12 protein-coding genes and 1 pseudogene are annotated in these 18,046 nt (G+C 68.9%); 8 read left to right on the forward strand and 5 right to left on the reverse strand.

Annotated features, from left to right (window positions below):
* The first annotated feature begins 245 nt into the window (after positions 1-245).
* Both ACIRPX_RS36695 and ACIRPX_RS36700 read left to right on the forward strand, forming a co-directional pair.
* Complete coding sequence (locus tag ACIRPX_RS36695) at positions 246-890, forward strand: HNH endonuclease family protein (RefSeq protein ID WP_404203474.1); 645 nt, start codon at positions 246-248, stop codon at positions 888-890.
* A gap of 876 nt (positions 891-1,766) precedes the next feature.
* On the forward strand, positions 1,767-3,248 hold the full coding sequence (locus tag ACIRPX_RS36700; RefSeq protein WP_404203476.1) for a hypothetical protein: 1,482 nt from the start codon (positions 1,767-1,769) through the stop codon (positions 3,246-3,248).
* Between the two features lie 23 nt (positions 3,249-3,271).
* Here the strand turns inward: ACIRPX_RS36700 and ACIRPX_RS36705 are convergent, their stop codons facing one another.
* The 4 genes and pseudogenes from ACIRPX_RS36705 to ACIRPX_RS36720 all read right to left on the reverse strand — a co-directional run bounded on the left by ACIRPX_RS36705 (position 3,272) and on the right by ACIRPX_RS36720 (position 9,177).
* Positions 3,272-5,080, reverse strand: a complete 1,809-nt coding sequence (locus ACIRPX_RS36705) for a ricin-type beta-trefoil lectin domain protein (RefSeq protein WP_404203478.1) — start codon at positions 5,078-5,080, stop codon at positions 3,272-3,274.
* A gap of 1,547 nt (positions 5,081-6,627) precedes the next feature.
* Positions 6,628-7,548 (reverse strand): zinc-binding alcohol dehydrogenase family protein, encoded by a 921-nt coding sequence (locus tag ACIRPX_RS36710; RefSeq protein ID WP_404203480.1) that lies wholly within the window; start codon positions 7,546-7,548, stop codon positions 6,628-6,630.
* 229 nt (positions 7,549-7,777) lie between these two features.
* Positions 7,778-8,545: pseudogene (locus ACIRPX_RS36715) on the reverse strand (LLM class flavin-dependent oxidoreductase).
* A gap of 119 nt (positions 8,546-8,664) precedes the next feature.
* Complete coding sequence (locus tag ACIRPX_RS36720) at positions 8,665-9,177, reverse strand: carotenoid oxygenase family protein (RefSeq protein WP_404203482.1); 513 nt, start codon at positions 9,175-9,177, stop codon at positions 8,665-8,667.
* Between ACIRPX_RS36720 and ACIRPX_RS36725 the strand changes: the two genes are divergently transcribed.
* From ACIRPX_RS36725 to ACIRPX_RS36735, 3 genes are all read left to right on the forward strand, one after another.
* Positions 9,104-10,087, forward strand: coding sequence for a Gfo/Idh/MocA family oxidoreductase (locus tag ACIRPX_RS36725; protein WP_404203519.1), 984 nt, complete (start codon positions 9,104-9,106; stop codon positions 10,085-10,087). The two genes, ACIRPX_RS36720 and ACIRPX_RS36725, sit on opposite strands and share 74 nt — an antisense overlap.
* Entirely contained in the window at positions 10,084-11,013 is a 930-nt protein-coding gene (locus tag ACIRPX_RS36730; RefSeq protein WP_404203484.1) for a sugar phosphate isomerase/epimerase family protein, read from the forward strand. The genes ACIRPX_RS36725 and ACIRPX_RS36730 overlap by 4 nt, the downstream gene beginning before the upstream one ends.
* A 506-nt stretch (positions 11,014-11,519) precedes the next feature.
* Positions 11,520-12,890: a right-handed parallel beta-helix repeat-containing protein gene (locus ACIRPX_RS36735; RefSeq protein ID WP_404203486.1), complete on the forward strand. Its 1,371-nt coding sequence runs from the start codon at positions 11,520-11,522 to the stop codon at positions 12,888-12,890.
* Between the two features lie 654 nt (positions 12,891-13,544).
* On the opposite strand, the gene ACIRPX_RS36740 is transcribed toward ACIRPX_RS36735, so the two are convergent.
* A complete protein-coding gene (locus tag ACIRPX_RS36740; RefSeq protein ID WP_404203488.1) occupies positions 13,545-14,204 on the reverse strand; it encodes a TetR/AcrR family transcriptional regulator in 660 nt (219 codons plus the stop codon).
* Between the two features lie 74 nt (positions 14,205-14,278).
* Between ACIRPX_RS36740 and ACIRPX_RS36745 the strand changes: the two genes are divergently transcribed.
* From ACIRPX_RS36745 to ACIRPX_RS36755, 3 genes are read left to right on the forward strand one after another with little or no spacing between them, the layout of a single operon-like run.
* The gene (locus ACIRPX_RS36745) at positions 14,279-15,232 is read left to right on the forward strand and encodes an MBL fold metallo-hydrolase (protein WP_404203489.1); all 954 of its coding nucleotides are present in this window, start codon (positions 14,279-14,281) and stop codon (positions 15,230-15,232) included.
* Positions 15,233-15,290: 58 nt separating this feature from the next.
* A complete protein-coding gene (locus tag ACIRPX_RS36750; RefSeq protein WP_404203491.1) occupies positions 15,291-16,877 on the forward strand; it encodes an MFS transporter in 1,587 nt (528 codons plus the stop codon).
* 16 nt (positions 16,878-16,893) lie between these two features.
* Positions 16,894-17,871, forward strand: coding sequence for a fumarylacetoacetate hydrolase family protein (locus ACIRPX_RS36755; protein WP_404203493.1), 978 nt, complete (start codon positions 16,894-16,896; stop codon positions 17,869-17,871).
* The last annotated feature ends 175 nt before the right edge of the window (positions 17,872-18,046 follow it).

The following is an 18,046-nucleotide window of genomic DNA, read 5'->3' on the forward strand; positions in this document are numbered from 1 at the left end:
GACCACTGCACCAAGTGCGATCTCGCACACGGGGTCGCTCCACGCCACGAACGACCCGCGCACAGACGGCGTGCCAGGCACAGCACCCCAGGAACACGGACCGAAGGGTGAACCTGGTCAACACCCAAGCATCCTGTCATGGCCACGACATCCAACTCTTACCGGGCCTACATCATTCCGCAACACAACAGAGCGAGCATCCCATCACCCACACCCAACATCCCTGATTCCCCAAGGGAGTTCGCATGTCAAAGCTCTACGCGCGTCAACGTCTCGGCATACTCGCGGCGCTCACCGGGCTCATATCTTCCGCCGCGCTCCTCAACTCCCCAAGCGCCTCCGCAGCCCTCCCCGCCCCCGTCAGCGCCACCACCGCCCGCACCTACCTCGCCTCCCTCACCGTCGCGACCGAGGACCGCACCGGCTACGACCGCGACCTGTTCCCGACCTGGATCACCATTTCCGGGACCTGCAACACGCGCGAGTACGTCATCGAGCGCGACGGCACCGATGTCGTCGTCAACTCCGCTTGCACGGCCACCAGCGGGACCTGGTACTCGCAGTACGACGGGGTGACCACCACCAACCCCTCCACCTTCGACATCGACCACGTCGTGCCACTCGCCGAGGCCTGGGACTCCGGCGCCAGCGCGTGGACCACCGCTCAGCGCCAGGCCTTCGCCAACGACGTCACGAGGCCCCAGCTGATCGCCGTCTCCGCAAGCTCCAACCGCTCCAAAGGCGACGACGACCCGGCAGAATGGGTGCCCACCCGCGCCGCATATGTATGCACTTACGTGCGCGCCTGGGTGCAGGTGAAGTACTACTACGACCTCTCCGTAGACTCCGCCGAGAAGGCTGCGCTCACCAGCTACCTCGCCGACTGCTGACAGCCCGGCACCTCCGTCGCGTATGCCGCGAGGCAGCGCGGAGCCACCGTCGCACACCCCTGCGACCGCGAAGACCGCTCCCGAGAGCAGACTGCCGACTGTGCGACCTCTGGAGCAACGTCGGTCCCCACGGCCCGTTTTCGGCCGCGCGGACCGACGTTCTCGCACATGCGCACGCATTCACGAGGAAGAGACACGCCCGGATCGCGCGCTCGTTCACGATGCATCATGAACAAGATCACGCGCAGACGGGGCGCGAGGAGAACCCGTGGAGGCCACACCCCCCATCACAACGGTGCGATCTGCGATTCTTCACCTCGCCTTTGCCACACGGGAGTTGATGGCACCACAGCGGCTCCGCGCAGCCCACAAGAACCACAGGCCAATCACATCCCGGACCCGGACCCACACTTCACATAACGCTCGCGGCCAGCAGTCATGGCCATGACAGGCATTGCCAGGCCTTCGGATTGCGCTCCTGGGCGTGGATCAACGACGTACCGCGAGTGACGGCTCCCTCAGCCCTGTTTTCCACGACCGGGGGACAGGGACACGGCATGTCGCGACGACAGTGACAATCAAACCCGAGGGCACACAAGCAAGGCGGCCTGGAGGTCCGCGCTCTCCCAGGAAACGGATGGACCGCGAAGTGATCGGGTTTGCCGGGATGCGGACTGCGTGCGCTTCCACCCCCTCCGCCGTCGGCTGCCCCGGTCGGGCTACGATCCTCCGGATTCCGCCTCGCCATCCGTACTCCCACCAGGAGGTTCTGTGCTGTCTCTGCCGGACTCGGTGCATGTGATGACCGATCACACATGCATCCTCCGCGCCTCCGCCACTGGAGCGGGGGATTGGTCCACACGTGGTGTCAGGGTCATGCTGACGCCGCGGCCCGATGGTCTTCTCGTAGGCGCGGAGATCGGGGCGAGCGGCCTGTCCCGCATCGTGTTGCGATGGAACCGTCCCATCCCCGGCGACGCCCTTGTCCTCGGCGACGCCTGGGAGCGCAGTTACGGCGACCTGCAGTGGCGGACGATCCAGCCCGAACGTGTCCTGCCCTGGTACGCGTTGGTGTCCGAGCGACCCGGCGGGCCCACCACGGGCTGGGGGGTTCGGACCCGAGCGGGCGCGTTCTGCTCCTGGACGGTGGACGAGGAGGGCGTGTCGCTGTGGGCCGATGTGCGCAGCGGCGGCGGTCCGGTGCGTCCGGGCGACCGCGCGATCGACGTGGCCACGGTCGTCACGGCGTCGGCATCATCCCCGTACGCCGCCCACGAGGCCCTGTGTTCCGTCATGAGTGCGGACCCGTTGCTGCCCGCCACACCCGTGGTGGGCAGCAACAACTGGTACTACGCGTACGGTAGGGGTTTCGGACCTGACGCCGTGCTCCGGGACGCGAGGACGATCGTCGAGTACGCGGACGGCCATCCGGTACGCCCCTACTGTGTCATCGACGACGGCTGGACGGAGGACGGTGGCAGCGCTCCCGGCGGGCCCTGGGACCGCGGGCTGCCAGGCGTGTTCGACGACATGCCGGAGATGGCCGCCCGGATCGAGGAAATCGGCGCCCGCCCAGGGCTCTGGTTCCGTCCTCTGCTGTCACGCGTCGAGACCGCGGCGACCCGCCCCGGGGTACGCCGCGGCTCCGGGTTCCCGCTCGACCCGTCCCTGAGCACCGCGCTGGACTCGGTGTCCGCGGATGTCCGCCGTTTCCGGGACTGGGGATACGAACTGATCAAGCACGACTTCTCCACGTACGACGTCTTCGGCCGGTTCGCGAACTCGGCTCCACCCGAACTCGCCGACGCGCGGATGTCGTTGTCGGATCCCTCGTCGACCAACGCGGAGGTCCTCGTCCGTCTCTACCGCACCATCGCGGAGGCCGCCGGGCCCGCCGTGGTGATCGGGTGCAACACCGTCGGGCACCTTGCGGCAGGGTTCGTACAAGTACAGCGCACCGGTGACGACACGTCCGGGCGCGCGTGGGAGCGGACCCGGAGGATGGGTGTCAACACCCTGGCCTTCCGCCTGGCCCAGCACAACCGCTTCTTTGCCCTGGACGCGGACTGTGTTCCCTGCACGCCGAGGACGGACTGGTCGAAGAACCGCCAGTTCCTCGACCTCGTCGCCCGTTCCGGCACCGCTCTGTTCGTCTCCGTCGATCCCGCGGCACGGAACGACCGCACGGACCGGGACCTGCAGGCGGCCGTCCGGACCGCCCTGGACGGCGGGGTGCCGGGCGGCGTCCAGCCCCTGGACTGGCAGTCGACCACCGCACCCCGGAACTGGCGTACGGCCGCCGGGACCCTCACCTACGACTGGGAGCAGGAATGGGGTGTGTGGCCACTGGAGGTGTGAGGCCTGAAACGCTCCGGTCCGTTTCAGCGGTTCCCGCCCCGCCCTCCGCGACCGTGACGAGACCAACCTCCGTACCCTCCCATGTCGTAACAGGAGTAGTACGCGGAGCACTCCGCCGGGCCCGTGGTACTGCTGGTCGACGTCGCCGAGGGAGTGACGGCGGCCTGCGTGGGGCGCGCGGTCGCGGACGCCGCGGCCGAGGCGCTTCGGCCGGACCCGGTGGGAGCAGTGGACGGCGTACGGCTCGCCGAGTCCCAGCCCACCGCCTTCATCTGCAACGAGGGTTCCGAGTCGTCGAAAGTCCAGCGCTGCTCGTCACCGTCGTCCTGAAGCTTCAGCACGAGATCCGACCGGCCCTTCGCGGCTGCGGGCGCCAACGCCAGATCAGGGTGAGAACGAGGCAGCAGCGCGCCCTGGCGGGTGAAGTCGTAACGCATGTTCCCGGATCCCGCCTTCGCCCCACCGGCACACGAAGCGAGCCGGACCAGGTAGGCGAGGCTGGAATCCAGGCAGAGGCCGGGGGCGTTCGCATCACGCAGCAGCCCGTCGGACCCGTACGACCACCGCTGGCTCGCCGCCGACCCGCAGTCGGTCATCCCGACCTCGGCGCCCGACACGGGCTTTCTCTCGACACCCAGGCACAGACCGGTCGCGGCGTTGAGCAGCTGTCCTTCCTCAATGGCTCCCGCACCGTCGCCGGCACCCACCCAGGACGGGGTGGCACCGGGCACGGTACTCGGGCTGGAAGTGGGCACGTCCGACGTGCCCTCGCCCTCCTGCGCACCGGTCGTCAGCGACCACACGACAAGCGGACCCAGTGCGAGCGCGCTCGTCGTGGCAACGGTCACGACGAGCGCGCGCCGGTTTCTCTTCCGCCGCGAAGCCCTCCGAGCCATCGCTCGTGAGCCGTGGCCCGCACCGCCGGACCCGGTGGAGTCTCCCGGAACCCGGGGCACGGTGCCGGTCTCGGGCATCGGTGCCACGTCCGCGGTCGGACGGCCACGACCGGGCCGCGACTCCACGTACCCCACTGCGGCCCATCCGAGCACAGCTTCGGCCAACGGCACGGCGAGCGGTCCGTTGAACCGCTCCAACTCGTGTGCGGCGAAACGGCAGTGAGAGCACCTTTCAAGGTGTCGCCGCAGATCCGCATCGATGTCCATGCCTCCACGCCGGTAGGTGACGTCGAGCATCCGGTTGAAGTGACGGCATTCCTTCTCGGGGGCCCACGCACGGTGCACCCCGAGGAAGCGTTCACGCAACTGCTCGCCTGCCCGCGCCAGTTCCACGGAAGCCTCTTCGTCAGCCAGCCCCAGCAGTTCCGCTGGGACGGCCAAGGGCTCGCCCTCGACCTCCGTGTGCCAGACCAGGCAACGTCCGAGTTCCGGCAACCGCTCGAACGCCTCGGCCAGCAGCCGGCGTTGGCCCGTGGGTCGACACAGTGTCCCCGCGTGGTTCCGGAAGTCCGTCGCCTCCCGCAACTCCGGGCACAGCAGGCGACGCCTGTGGTCCGCCTGCCACTCGGCGGCTATTCGGAGTACCGTCACCAGCAACTGCGGTCGCCACGCAACCGTCGGGCCAGTCTGCCGCAGAGACTCGTCGAAAAGCCTCGTGAAGGCAGCGGAAGCGAGCACTCCGGCCGTGCGAGCGCTCTCGGCACACAACGAGGCGTACGAGAACACCGGCTCCCAGTGCCGATCCAGCAGTTCACCGACGGGATAGTGAGCGAAGTCCCTGCCTGAGCACTTCTTCGATGCGCCGACGAACCGCTCATCCGTTGCGTCGAACGCGCGCCCGAACATAGGAGGAATCGACGAAGGAGCGTCATCCATGACCGTGTTTCCTCTCAAGACAACGCCGGAATTGGTGCACACCAAACGGCATGCTGCACCACCGGTAACACGCGAGGGGATAGTCACGGACAACGCCGGCCGCTCAAATAGCCGCCTCGAACCACCTTTTCAGGGTGCCGCCTCGAACCGCCATGAAGACACGTGCCACCACTGGGCGAATTTGACTGCACATCAACGGACACACCATATACACAAGGCGCCGAACGGGTACAACGCCCAAGCCAACTTGCCCGTTCCGTTACCGGCGTGAGAGTTGACGATGCGTCACCATTACGAGCAGATCTTCGAGCCCGGCGAGGCAGCGGGCCACCAGGGCTGCAGGCGCGGCGTCCGCACAGGTCACCAAACACCCGCCTCGATGGGCGGTAGCCCGGCATTTCAGGCGAAGCGGCACCCGATACCAACAAGATGAGCCTCCTTCACGTTTCCGTCGGTAACACCTGCACTCACCTGCCAGTCCAATTGGAGGCACCGGAGAACCGCAAAGGCGTGTCTCGACACACCGGACCATCGACCAACGGTCGTACCGAAAGAGACCACTGCCGAGGAATTCTCACCTGCGGCATTTTGGGAGCGCTCCCAAAAGGCTTATGGCGCACTTCCGTTGAAGGGACGTGCCTGCGCCCCCGCTGAGGACCACACGTCCGGATTCTCCGAGGTCGTGGGGCCCAGGCGACGAAGTAGCGGGCGCCGGACCGGACGTACAGATCCACCAGCCCGTCGAGGTGAACCTCTCCGCCTTCCAGAGCGCGGCAACGTCCTTGTAGCCGAACTCGGACGGGTGCCCATAGGTGCGTACGTGGTAGCGAGCTGGTCCGATCCCTGCATGTACATGTGGCGTGCGTACCAGTCACCGTGTCGCGGCACCGACTGCGGCCCTCAGTGCGACCAGATCCCCAGCCTGGCGTCGCGGAACCGGTCCGGACACTTGAACGTGGACAGTGACTCCGCGGTGGTCAGGAAGGAGGGCGTGGCAGCGGTTTCCTCGGGCATGGCAAGAGCACCATGGTGTCATCCGTGTCCTGGTCGGTTTCCACGACCGTAGGCGGCGTGCCGTGGGGAAGACAATGGTCGGGGCCGACATCGGTGGTCCGTTCTCACCCGACGGCCGCCGGCAGGGACGACGGTGGTCGCGTGATGTCACCGGTGTAGCGTCCCCCTGTGCCGGACCCGATCACCCCACTCGTCTGGCGGGTACCCATCGCGCAGCTGCCGTCCATGGCGGACCTGGGCATCGGCCTCCACGGCGTTGTCAGCCCGGTCGACGACTGGTGCCTGCCCGCCCTGTGGTCCCTGCACCTCTACGGCTGCGAGGGTGAGCTGAAGGTGGGAGGCAGGGTCTTGCGGATCGCTCCGGGCCGCGTCGGTCCTTGCTGGTCTGCGGCTCCGACTTGCCACGCGTGCGCGACCGAGCCCGTCGCCGCCGGAGTCTGCTTCGTGCTGAAGTTGCGCGCGGTGCCGGCGGTCGGCGGCGGCGAGCGCGCCGGCGGCACGCGGGCGATGGTCTCCGAGGAACTGACAGGTCCTCAGAGGCGGAGGACGAGTTTGGTGTCCGGGCCCGATGCCTGGCGTCGCCACGCCTCGGGCACCCGCTCCAGGGGCAGTTCCTCGAACATCACGTCGATGTCGCCGGCCGCGACGTGCCGGACGAGTTCCGCGTAGGCGTGACGCCTGAGGTCCGCGGACGGCTGGTCACCCGCGTACGTCAGCAGGTCGCGCCGCTTCAGCATGCCTCCCGGCAGTTCGACCGTGCGTCCGGCCCGCATGCCGACGTTCACGATGCGCCCGCCGGGGCGGGTGGCCCGCAGGGCGGCAAGGAAGGGCGGCCCGTAGACCAGGTCCAGGACAACGTCGAAGCCGTCGCCCCCCGCCTTCGCCAGCGCCTCCGCGGAGTCGCCGTCGAGCACGACGGTGTCGTCGGCTCCCCGGTCCCCCAGCCAGTCGAGTGCCTTCCGGTTGCGGCCCGCCGCCACGACCCGCCCGGCACCGAGCACCCTGGCCGCCTGGACGGCGATCCGCCCGACGCTGCCGGTGGCGCCGAGTACCAGGACCTGCTCGCCGGGCCGCAGCCCCGCCTTCCAGGTGAGAGGCAGCCAGGCCGATACGCCCGCAACCCCCACGGCCAGTGCCTCGCCGTCGCCGATGTCCGGCGGAATCCGCTGCACCGAGTCTGCGGGGGCCACCGCCCGCTCCGCGAGGGAGCCGTGCGGGGGGCTGGACAGGCCGAAGTACACGCGTGAGCCGTCCGTCAGCGTCCCGACGCCCTCCGTACCGGGAACGTAGGGCACCGGGGGAGGCTGGTTCACGCCGGCCGCGACGATCAGGTCGTGCGGGTTGAGCGCGGCCGACGATACGTGGACGAGTGTCTCTCCCGCGCCGGGTTCCGGTTCGTCGATGTCCCGAACCTGTGGGTCTCCCCCGGCCTCATGAATGACTGCAGCTCTCATGGGCCCGACGTTAGGGCGTCGGTCGGCCGGTGCCGAGCCGTCGTCCCAGCGGCTGGAACCGGGGCGCGCCGGGACGCCGTTCACCGGCCGCGGCCGCGGACCCGTCGGCCACCGCCCGGAGGTACGCCCGCGGTCTCCTCGACGGTGATCACATATCTCCCGGCATCGTTCCTCGGCCTCGCCTTCACTCCCGCCGCGCCCCCGGCCGCCGCACCGCCCCTCCATCCGGTCAGTCGCCGCGACCGAGTCCGTCGAGACGGCGAGCGGCAGGGGCAGCACAGCGCTCGATCCACTCGGCCGCGGAGCCTTCCGGCGGGCATCCCACGATCACGGTCTCGACGCCGAGAGGAGCATAGTCAGACATCTCACTGACAAAAGCATCGATGTCGCCCGTTGTGCAACGGCCCCCCGGCATGGACGACCGGCTTACGGATCCGGTCGTAGTCGCGCTCTGCCTCTTCGCGGTGGGCCCGGAGCACGTCCAGCTTGTGGGCCACCTCCGTCGGCGAGGTGGCGAAGAGATTGCAGGCGTCGCCGTAGCGGGCGACAGGGCGAAGGGTCTTGCGCTCTCCACCGCCACCGATCATGATCTCGGGCCGTGGCGCACTCACAGGCGGTGGGACGCCGAGTGTCTCCGACAGACGGTAGTACCTGCCCTCGAAGGGCCCGTTGTCCCCGGGATCCCACATCTGCAGACAGAATCGAGGGTGGTCACGATCTTCGCGGGCAGGCCGGGATGGCGGTAGGTCACTCCGGTCACCAGCGCCCCGAGTCGCACGGTGGAGGTGCGGGCGGCGAGAAAGCCGAGGGCCGTGTAGCACTCCAGCATGGGGTCCTCGGCACCGCCGTTGTGTTCCATCTGGAAGTAGTGGTCCATCACCGACAGCCGGCTCACTCCGGCGGCCTCGGCCGCCGTGCCGGTCGCGGCCAGTTCGCCTGCGTACCCCGCCCCGTCCCGGGGCCGGGGGAACCTGTGCAGGTGCACGCCGAGTCGCACGCGGGTCTCCGTCCATGGTCGTGTGTCTGCTGCCGGTCGTCCGTCGGACGGGCGAGGCCGGCATCTGGCGCCGGGTGCGACGGCGCCGATACGTGGCCTTCGGGGGCCGTGTTGCCCGCTCAGGCCGCGAGACTCGAGATCTCCTCGGGGGCGAGCCAGGCGGCGTGGACGTCGAACGGGACGCGCCGGGGCAGGTGCAGTCGTGCGAGTTCCTTCATGGTCTTCGCCTGGATGACGACGAACTCCGCGCGTGTGGCGTCCATGAGCAGGTCGACCAGATAACCGTCGTCCTCGTCGGTGGCGTTGGGCCTGGGAACGAACAGGGCCTCTCCGCCGTACATGTCCCCGTAGTCGACGTATCCGAGTTCCTTCTCGTCGATGAGGTCGTACTTCAGGACGCCGTTGCCCGTGTAGCCGTCACCGTGCTCGTCGAGGAGGTAGCAGGAGCGGCTCGGCCTGCCGACATGCCCCAGGTTGAGCCTCGGGCGCTCGTACCCGTGGTCGATGAGCAGGCGGTCGTCCACGACCTCGCCGCTGTCGAGGTTCAGCGCCCACGTCCTGACCTGGGCCGGCGGCTCCTGCGGGGTGTGGATCGGAACGCCCGACGCCCGGGTCACCGCGGTCACCGACATCGACCCGGCGCGTGCCGCCGAGGCCGCCGAGCCGGTCGGCGCACGGGTGCTGCCCGACGGCGCCGCCGTGGCCGCGGCGGACGACGTCGACGCCGTGCTCGTCACCTCCTGGGGCCCCACCCACGCCGAGCACGTCCTGGGCGCGATCGCCGCCGGCAAGCCGGTCTTCTGCGAGAAGCCCCTCGCGACGACCGCCGAGGACTGTCTGCGGATCATCGACGCCGAGACCGCGCACGGCCGCCGCCTCGTGCAGGTCGGCTTCATGCGCCGCTACGACGCCGGCTACCGGCAGATGAAGCAGGTCATCGACTCCGGCCGGATCGGTGCCCCGCTGATCGTGCACTGCGCCCACCGCAACCCGACCGTGCCCCAGTCGTACACCTCCGCGATGGCGGCCCTGGACACGGCCGTGCACGAGGTGGACGTGCTGCGCTGGCTGCTGGACGACGAGATCGTCTCCACCCAGGTCGTCACACCGCGCGCCACGGCCAAGCGGTTCGCGCACCTGAAGGACCCGCAGATCATGCTCTTCGAGACCGCCAAGGGCGTCCGTATCGACCTGGAGGTCTTCGTCAACTGCCAGTACGGCTACGACATCCAGTGCGAGACGGTCGGCGAGGAGGGTCTGGTACGGCTGCCCGACCCGGCCGCCGTCGGTGTGCGCACGGCCGCACAGCACAGCACCGAGGTGCTCACGGACTGGGTGGGCCGCTTCCGGGACGCGTTCGACACCGAGTTCCGCGAGTGGATCGCCGGTGTCGCCGCCGGCCAGGAGCCCACCGGCCCCTCGGCGTGGGACGGCTACGCCGCCACCGTCATCACCGCGGCGACCGTCGAGGCCCTGGAGTCGGGCCGGGTCGTCAGCACCGACCTCAAGCCCCGTCCCGCCTGCTACGGAGGTGCCGCGTGAAGATCGCCCTCGACCCGTACATGTTCCGTGCCCTGCCGATCGACGACATGGTGCGCACGGTCGCCCAACTCGGCTACGAGTACATCGAGTTGTCACCACGTGACGACTTCATGCCGTTCTTCCTGCACCCACGTGCGGACGACGCGCGCGTCGCCGAGCTGAAGAGGGCCCTGCGCACGCACGGCGTCCAGCTCTCCTCGGTGCTGCCGCTGTACAAGTGGTCCTCGCCCGACGAGACCGAGCGGCAGGCCGCGGTCCGCAACTGGAAGCGGATGATCGAGATCACCTCCGACCTCGAATGCCCGCTGATGAACTCGGAGTTCAACGGCCGGCCCGAACGCGCCGCCGAGAGCGAGGCCGCCTTCTGGCGCTCGCTGGAGGAGCTGCTGCCGCTCTTCGAGCGGGAGGGCATCGCCCTCAACCTGGAGGCCCATCCGGACGACTTCTGCGAGGAGAACACTCCCGCGGTGGACCTGGTCCGCGCCGTCAACAAGCCGTGGGTGAACTACCTGTACTGCGCGCCGCACTCCTTCCACCTGTCGGGCGCGGACCCGACGGCGGACATCGCGGCGATGCTGCGCCACGCCGGGGACAAGTTGCGGCACGTGCACATCGCGGACTCCTTCAACCACAAGGGCTCCAGCGGCCTGCGCTACATCCTCAACCCGCCCGGCACCACCGCCCGCATCCACCAGCACCTCGACATCGGTCAGGGCGAGGTCGACTGGGAGGCGTTCTTCGGCACACTCCGCGAGCTGGACTTCGACGGCGTGGCCACGGCCTGCGTCTTCGCCTGGGAGGAACGGGCCGAGGAATCCTCGGCGTTCATGCTCGACCGCATCACCAAGGAACTCTGCGCCTACACGGGTACCACGCCGGTCAAAGCCCCACGGAAAGGCAGTACGGCACGTCGGCGTCGCTGTTGACCATGAGGCTCCTGGTCGTCGCGGCGGCAGCCGGCTGTGCTCCCGGTACAACCGCCAGCGCCGCTGTCCCGGCGAGAAGGGCGAAGGACCGGCGGACTGTCTTCAGTCGGGTGTTGGTCATCCGTTTCCTTGTCCGCTCTCAGAACCTGACGGGGTCAACGGTCGTCGGACTGTCTCGGCAGCAGTCAACCACGCCCAGATCAGAGGCCTTTCAGGTTCACGTCGGAGCTTCTTCGGAGCATGGGCTCGGCTGCGTGAGATCGTGACCCACGCCGGACACCGTGGGTGAAACGGTGGTGCGCGTGCGACGCGGGGCAGCCGAGGCGGGTGCCGACCGATGGCGTCCAGGTCGGCAAGGCGTCGGCCCGGTGCGGGCGTGCCCGGCAGCCTCTTCGCAGAGGGCCCATGGGTATCGCACAGTGACGTCACAGCGGTGAGCGCGAGGCTGCTCGGGCAGCCCGCCTCAAGCGGATGCCCGTCAACTGTGATCACCAACGGAGGAAGCGATGGACCGCCGACCGATCCGAAACCACCTGTCGAGATCCGCTCTCGCCGCCACCGCGCTCGTCGCCTCCCTCGTACTCGTCGGATGCGGCTCCACCGCGGGTTCCACTGCCTCGACCTCCGCCTCTGCAAGCGCCCAGGCTGGTGGCCCGGGCGGTACCCCGCCGTCCGGCGCTCCGGACGGGTCGGGCGGCGGTCCGGGTGCCTCGACCCAGCAGTACACGGCGACCGGCACGTACACGCTCAAGAGCGGCACCGTCTCCAAGTCCGGGGCGTCGTACACCTCGTCCACGAAGAACAGGTCCGCGGTGCTGGTCACCAAGAGCGGCAAGCTGACGCTGACCGGCGCGAAGGTGACCACCTCCGGCACCACGTCCTCGTCCGACGAAAGCAGCTTCTACGGTCTGAACGCGGGCGTCCTCGCGGAAAACGGCGGCGGCATCACCCTCGACGGCGGCACCGTCAGCACCACCGGCAAGGGCGCCAACGGCGTCTTCGCGTACGGCTCAGGTTCCTCGGTGACGCTCACAGGCACAAAGATCAAGGCCACCGGCCAGTACGCGCACGGCGTGATGGCCTCCGGCGGCGGCACACTGACGCTGAAGAACGTCACGGCCGACACCACGGGCGCCAACTCCGCCGTCATCGCCACCGACCGCGGCGGCGGCACGCTCGACGTCACCGGCGGCACGTTCACCACGAGCGGCCAGGACGCTCCCGGCGTCTACTCCACCGGAAAGATCACGGTCACCGGGGCGACAGTCACCGCGACCGGCGCGGAGGGCGCGGTCGTGGAGGGCGCCAACTCGGTGGTCTTCAAGGACAGTACGGTCACCGGCGGCAAGAACGGCGTCATGCTGCACCAGAGCGGCAGCGGCGACGCCCTCGTCGGCACCGCCGAGTTCACCATGGACGGCGGCTCCCTCACCGCGAAGGGCGGCGACCTGTTCTACGTGACGAACACCACCGCCACCATCACCCTCAAGGGTGGTGCCGAGGTCAAGGAGAGCAACGGCAAGCTCCTCGACGTGACCGCCAAGAGCAAGGCGACGCTCAAGGCATACAGCGAGAAGCTCACCGGCAACGTCCTGACGGACAGCACCAGCTCGGCCACGGTGATCCTCAAGCAGGGCAGCAGCCTCACCGGCGCCATCGACAAGGCGGCCCTGACCCTCGACTCCAGCAGTACCTGGGCGGTCACCGCCGACTCGACCCTGACCAGCCTCACCGGCGCTGAGATCTCCGGTACCAAGATCACCAACATCACCGGCAACGGCCACACCGTCTACTACGACAAGTCCCTGGCCGCCAACAAGGCCCTCGGTGGAAAGACATACACCCTGGCGGACGGCGGCAAACTCGTCGCGAAGTAGCCTCGACCGCCCCGACCGAAGCTCGACCGTTCGACACCACACGTTCCCTCGACGGAGTGGAGCCCCGGATCCCGCCCGTCGCCCCTGTGCCCTGCCGACTTCGGTTGCGGCAACCCCGGGGTTCGGGTTCCGGGCCTCCCAGCCACGCAACGACGCACCATGGTGCGTGGATCACGGCTTCGGTCGGCCACAGGAAACCATCGCCACACACCAGGCGGGGGTCAAACACCAGCCGGCCGTGGTGTCCGCGTCCCCATCCATGGCTTCGGCCCCGGAGGGACAGATCTCCACGTGGGGTGACGGTCTCCTTGTCCACGCCGATGAAGCCGGTCGTTCGGCAAAGGGCCCGTGCCGTCCGCCACCAACCTCCAGTCTCAGCAGACCGGGACAGCGGAGGGACGGGTGCGCGGACGGCGACCATGGGCCGGGTCCGGTCCCCCCGCCTCGACCGCTTCGAACAGCACTGGAGGAAGTGACCGAATCACGTTCACGGTCGCGTCCAGGATCGCGGCACGGAATCGAACGTGCCGCGTTGCGGTACGAGCCCATGAGGACCTCCACGGCGGCAGCACAGGAAGCACCTCGCCGAGACAGATCGGGAGCCTTGACCGACGGGGCTGGACGCGTCGTCACCCCGAGTTCCCACGAAATTCCTCAGACCAGGATTCCCCCCAGGACGATGCCGAGCATCTCTTCGAGGCGCTCGCGCAGGTCGAAGGGCTCCGGATCGAACGCAATCCACCGCATGACGGTGCTGAAGTACCCGGCTGCGACGAGAGAACCCACCACGGCCGAGTCCACCTCCCGACGCACCTCGCCACGCAGCACACCGGCCTCCACGATCCTGGCCAACTCCCGTTCGGGCGTCGGGTCCCTGAGCAATTGACCGAACCGGGCAGACGCCTCCATCAGTACGACCGTCTCGGCGCGGGACTCGACGTTCAGGCTCGCCAGCTCCCCGACATAGCGCCGCAGCCGCCGGTCCACCGGAAGGTCCTCCGCGTGTTCCCGCCTGAGGATCTCCAACACCTTCGCCCTTCGCCGCACACCCCACTCCTCCAGGATTCCCGCCTTCTGCGCGAAGTGGTTGAACACCGTGGCCCGTGCCACGTCGGCCCGGTCCGCGATGTGATCCATGGTCGTGGACTCGTATCCCTGCGTGACGAAGAGCTCAACGGCCTCGGTATAGAGCCGATCACGTACCTGCCTCATCTTCCGTTCCCGGCGGCCGGGACCGACGGATCGCGCTTCCTCGCTCTTCATGGCCTCAGAACTATCACGCCATGCGCACCTGTTGACCACGGCGAAGAGCATAGTTAGATTTGCGTCCAATGTAAGACTCGCATCTAACGAAAACCTGGGCTTGTGGCCCGGACCAAGGAGACGGCGTGGCGTCCCGCACCACCGCACAGCACGTCCGCCTGCGTGGCCGCTGCCACGCATGGCTGCAGCCCGACGGCGGGTGGGGCTTGAGCAACGCGGGCCTCGTCGTGGGCCGCGGCGAGTCCCTGCTCGTCGACACGCTCTACGATTTGCGGCTCACCCGTCGGATGCTCGACGGTTTCGCGACCCTCACCGCCGCTGCCCCCATCCGGACCGTGGTCAACACCCACGGCAACGGCGACCACTGGTTCGGCAACCAGCTGGTCGAGCGGGCGGAGATCATCGCCTCACGCGGGTCGATCACGGACATGCAGCAGGTGCAGCCGGAGGCGATGACCCTCCTCATGGCCGACGACACGCCATCCGGTCGCTTCGCCCGACGGATCTTCGGCGGATTCGAGTTCACCGGCATCCGGCCCGTCCTGCCCAGCCGTCTGTACGACCGTGAGGTCACGCTCGACATCGGCGGCACCACCGTTCAGTTGATCGATGTCGGCCCCGCCCACAGCGCGGGCGACACGATCGTCCATGTGCCGGACGCCCGCACCGTCTTCACCGGGGACATCGTCTTCTGCGGCGCAACCCCCGTGGTGTGGCACGGACCGTTCGACAACTGGGTCGCCGCCTGCGATCTCGTCATCGGCCTCGGCGCCGAGACGGTCGTCCCGGGCCACGGTCCGGTCACCACCAAGTCCGCGCTGCACGCCACGCGCGCCTACCTGGAGTACGTGCACGAGCAGGCGAGCGCCCGCCACGCCGCCGGGATGACAATCCGGGACGCGGTCCGCGACATCCCGCTCGGACGGTTCGCGGAACTGGCCGAGAGCGAGCGGCTCGCCGTGAACGTCCACACCGTCTACCGCGAACTCGACCCGGGGCTCGAGCCTCTGGACGGAGCCGGCCTGTTCGACCGCATGGCCGAACTCGCCTGCCCACGCTTCTCGCCCCGGACCGCCTGAACCCACCTCCGAGCCGCCACACCCCGCCTCCCGGCCGGGCCGTCCCCCTGGAGGAGACATGGTCTCCAGCCCCGCTCAACCGCTGTCCACCACCCACGCCGGAACGGACGCGTCCCGGCATCGCACCGGCACCCTGGTCGCGGGCTGTCTCGCCGTGTGCCTGGCACAGATCGGCCTGGTGCTGCCCGCGGCCATCAACGGCGTCGTCCAGCGCAGCCTTCAGACCTCGGGAGCCGAACTGACCTGGGTCAGCGACGCGTTCATGGTCCCCGCCGCCGTCCTCGCCCTGACCTTCGGCGTGCTGGGCGATCTCTACGGCCGGAAGAAACTGCTGGTGTACGGCGCCCTGACAGCGATGGCCGGCTATGTGGTGTCGGCCACCGCCCATACTCCGGGACAGCTCATCACGGGCCAGGCTCTTTCCGGCCTGGGTGCCGCCGCGCTCTTTCCCGCCTCTCTCGCGGTGGTCACCGCCCGCACCACCTCCCCCGCGGCCCGCGCCCGCGGCCTCGCCTCATGGACGACGGCACTCTCCATGGGCGCCTTCATCGCCCCTCTCCTGTCCGGAGCCGTGGTGGAGCACGCTTCGTTCCGGTGGGCGTTCGCCGCGGTGGGTGTGATCGCGTTCGTCACCGCGGCCACCACGTGGTTCTTCGCTGCCGAGTCCCGCGCGCCCGAGGGGCGCGCACTCGACTGGCCGGGCCAGATCACCGTGGCTCTGTCACTCCTGTGCCTGCTGTACGGCATCATCCAGGGCCCCAGCGACGGCTGGGGGTCCGCTCCGGTGAGCCTGGCCCTCGCCGCCGCCGTCGTGCTGCTCCTCGCCTTCGTCCGGCTCGAAAGCCGCTCCGCCACGCCCATGCTGCGGCTGGAGCTCTTCCGTGTCCCCGCGTTCGCCGCCTCGGCCGCGGCGACCGTGGTCGGCATGTTCGGCTTCCTCGGCGGCGCCTACGACCTGAGCATCCGGCTCGGTGTCATCCAGCACCAGTCCCCCTTGAAGGCCGCCGTGCCCTTCCTGGTCATCCAGGGCATCACCCCGTTCATCTGGCCGCTGCTGGTCCGTCTGCTGCACCGCACCGGCCCCGGCTCGATGCTGGTCACCGGCTTCCTCGCGCTCGCGACGGCACAGCTGTGGCTGCGGGCCGTGCCCGTCGACGAGCACGGGCTGCTCCCGCTGCTGGGCCCGTTGGTCCTCAACGGCCTTGGATTCGGTCTGGTCGTCGCCGCGCTGACCGCAGCCGCCGTCAACACCGTGCCCCAGAAATACACCGGTATGGCCAGTGCCTCCACCAGTCTCGTACGCGACCTCGGCCAGACCCTCGGCCCCGCGATCGTCGGTGCAGTCGCCCTCAGCATGGCCGCCGACCGGATCACCTCCGGCCTCTCCGGCGCAGGCCTCACCGCGGCCGAGCACGGCACCGCCACGGCCGTCCTCGCAGGCGGTGGTCCGATCGCGCTGCACAGCGCTCAGCTCGGGCCCCTCAGTGCGAAGATCGCCCCGCTCACAGAGCGGGCCCTGAGTGACGGCTACAACGCCGGACTGCTGCTCACGGCGATCGCCTGTCTCACCGCCGCCGCCGTCTCCGGCGTGTTCATCGGATTCAAGCACCCCGCCAACCAGACCTCCGAGCCCATCGAGCACTGACCTCCCGGAAACAATCATGCGATTCGCGACTTTCACCCATGACGGCACCACATTCTCCGGAATCCTCTCGACCTCCGGAAACAAGATCCACCCCTTCCCCGCGGGCACCACCTTGCTGCATCTCATCTCAGAGGGAGAGCCGGCTCTCCGCCGAGCGGGGGCGACCGCCCTGGGCGTGGCGGCTCCCCTCGCCCTCACCGACGTACGTCTGCTCCCGCCCGTCCAGCCACCCACCATCCGCGACTTCATGGCCTTCGAACAGCACGTGGAGGGCGTGGCCCGGGGATACGGCGACCGTGTTCCCGACGAGTGGTATGCGCAGCCGGCCTTCTACTTCACCAACCCCTACTCGGTCCTCGGCGCCCACGACGACGTGCCCGTGCCCCCCGGCAGCGAGCGCCTGGACTTCGAGCTGGAGGTCGCGGCCGTCATAGGCGAACCGGGCCGGGACCTCACCCCGGAGCAGGCCCGCGGACACATCATCGGCTACACGATCCTCAACGACTGGTCCGCCCGCGATCTCCAGGGCTTCGAGATGCGGGTGAAACTCGGCCCGGCCAAGGGGAAGGACTCCACCACCACGCTGGGTCCCTGGCTCGTCACCGCGGACGAGTTCGACGCCCACCGTGACAGCGAGGGCCGTCTCGACCTTGACGTCATGGCCATGGTCAACGACAACGTCATCGGGCGGGACAACCTCACCCACATGGCCTGGACCTTCGAGGAGCTGGCGGCCTACGCGTCCCGTGGCACCGAGGTGCGTCCCGGAGACATTCTGGGCTCCGGCACCTGCGGCAACGGCTGCCTCGCCGAATTCTGGGGCCGACGCGGCAGGCTGGACCCGCCCCCACTGGTCCCCGGCGACACGGTGACCCTGACCGTGGAGGGTATCGGCACCGTCAGCAACACCGTCGTCGCGGGCACCCGACCGGTGCCCGTGCCAAGCGCCCGCACCCGAAAGACACTCGAACCGCAGGAGAGGCACGCGTCCTGACCTGAGCGGGCCGTTCCGGGAGCCGACACCCCTTCAGACCGTTCGGCCCCGACAGATCACCGCGGGGAGGAGCACCCCGCGGCACGTCCTCCCTGAGGGAACGTGGGGTGGCAGACGCGCATCTCAGCCTCGGGGCTCCGGGCTGGACACCGGTGGACTTCTCGTTGCAGCCGGC

Source organism: Streptomyces sp. NPDC101225, assembly GCF_044767585.1.
Lineage (GTDB): Bacteria > Actinomycetota > Actinomycetes > Streptomycetales > Streptomycetaceae > Streptomyces.

Bases quoted from the DNA above. Each gene is read 5' to 3' on its own strand.
- ACIRPX_RS36695 (WP_404203474.1), top strand. From the start codon at position 246: ATGTCAAAGCTCTACGCGCGTCAACGTCTCGGCATACTCGCGGCGCTC.
- ACIRPX_RS36700 (WP_404203476.1), top strand. From the start codon at position 1,767: ATGCTGACGCCGCGGCCCGATGGTCTTCTCGTAGGCGCGGAGATCGGG.
- ACIRPX_RS36705 (WP_404203478.1), bottom strand. From the start codon at position 5,080: ATGGATGACGCTCCTTCGTCGATTCCTCCTATGTTCGGGCGCGCGTTC.
- ACIRPX_RS36710 (WP_404203480.1), bottom strand. From the start codon at position 7,548: ATGAGAGCTGCAGTCATTCATGAGGCCGGGGGAGACCCACAGGTTCGG.
- ACIRPX_RS36720 (WP_404203482.1), bottom strand. From the start codon at position 9,177: ATGTCGGTGACCGCGGTGACCCGGGCGTCGGGCGTTCCGATCCACACC.
- ACIRPX_RS36735 (WP_404203486.1), top strand. From the start codon at position 11,520: ATGGACCGCCGACCGATCCGAAACCACCTGTCGAGATCCGCTCTCGCC.
- ACIRPX_RS36740 (WP_404203488.1), bottom strand. From the start codon at position 14,204: ATGCTCTTCGCCGTGGTCAACAGGTGCGCATGGCGTGATAGTTCTGAG.
- ACIRPX_RS36750 (WP_404203491.1), top strand. From the start codon at position 15,291: ATGGTCTCCAGCCCCGCTCAACCGCTGTCCACCACCCACGCCGGAACG.
- ACIRPX_RS36755 (WP_404203493.1), top strand. From the start codon at position 16,894: ATGCGATTCGCGACTTTCACCCATGACGGCACCACATTCTCCGGAATC.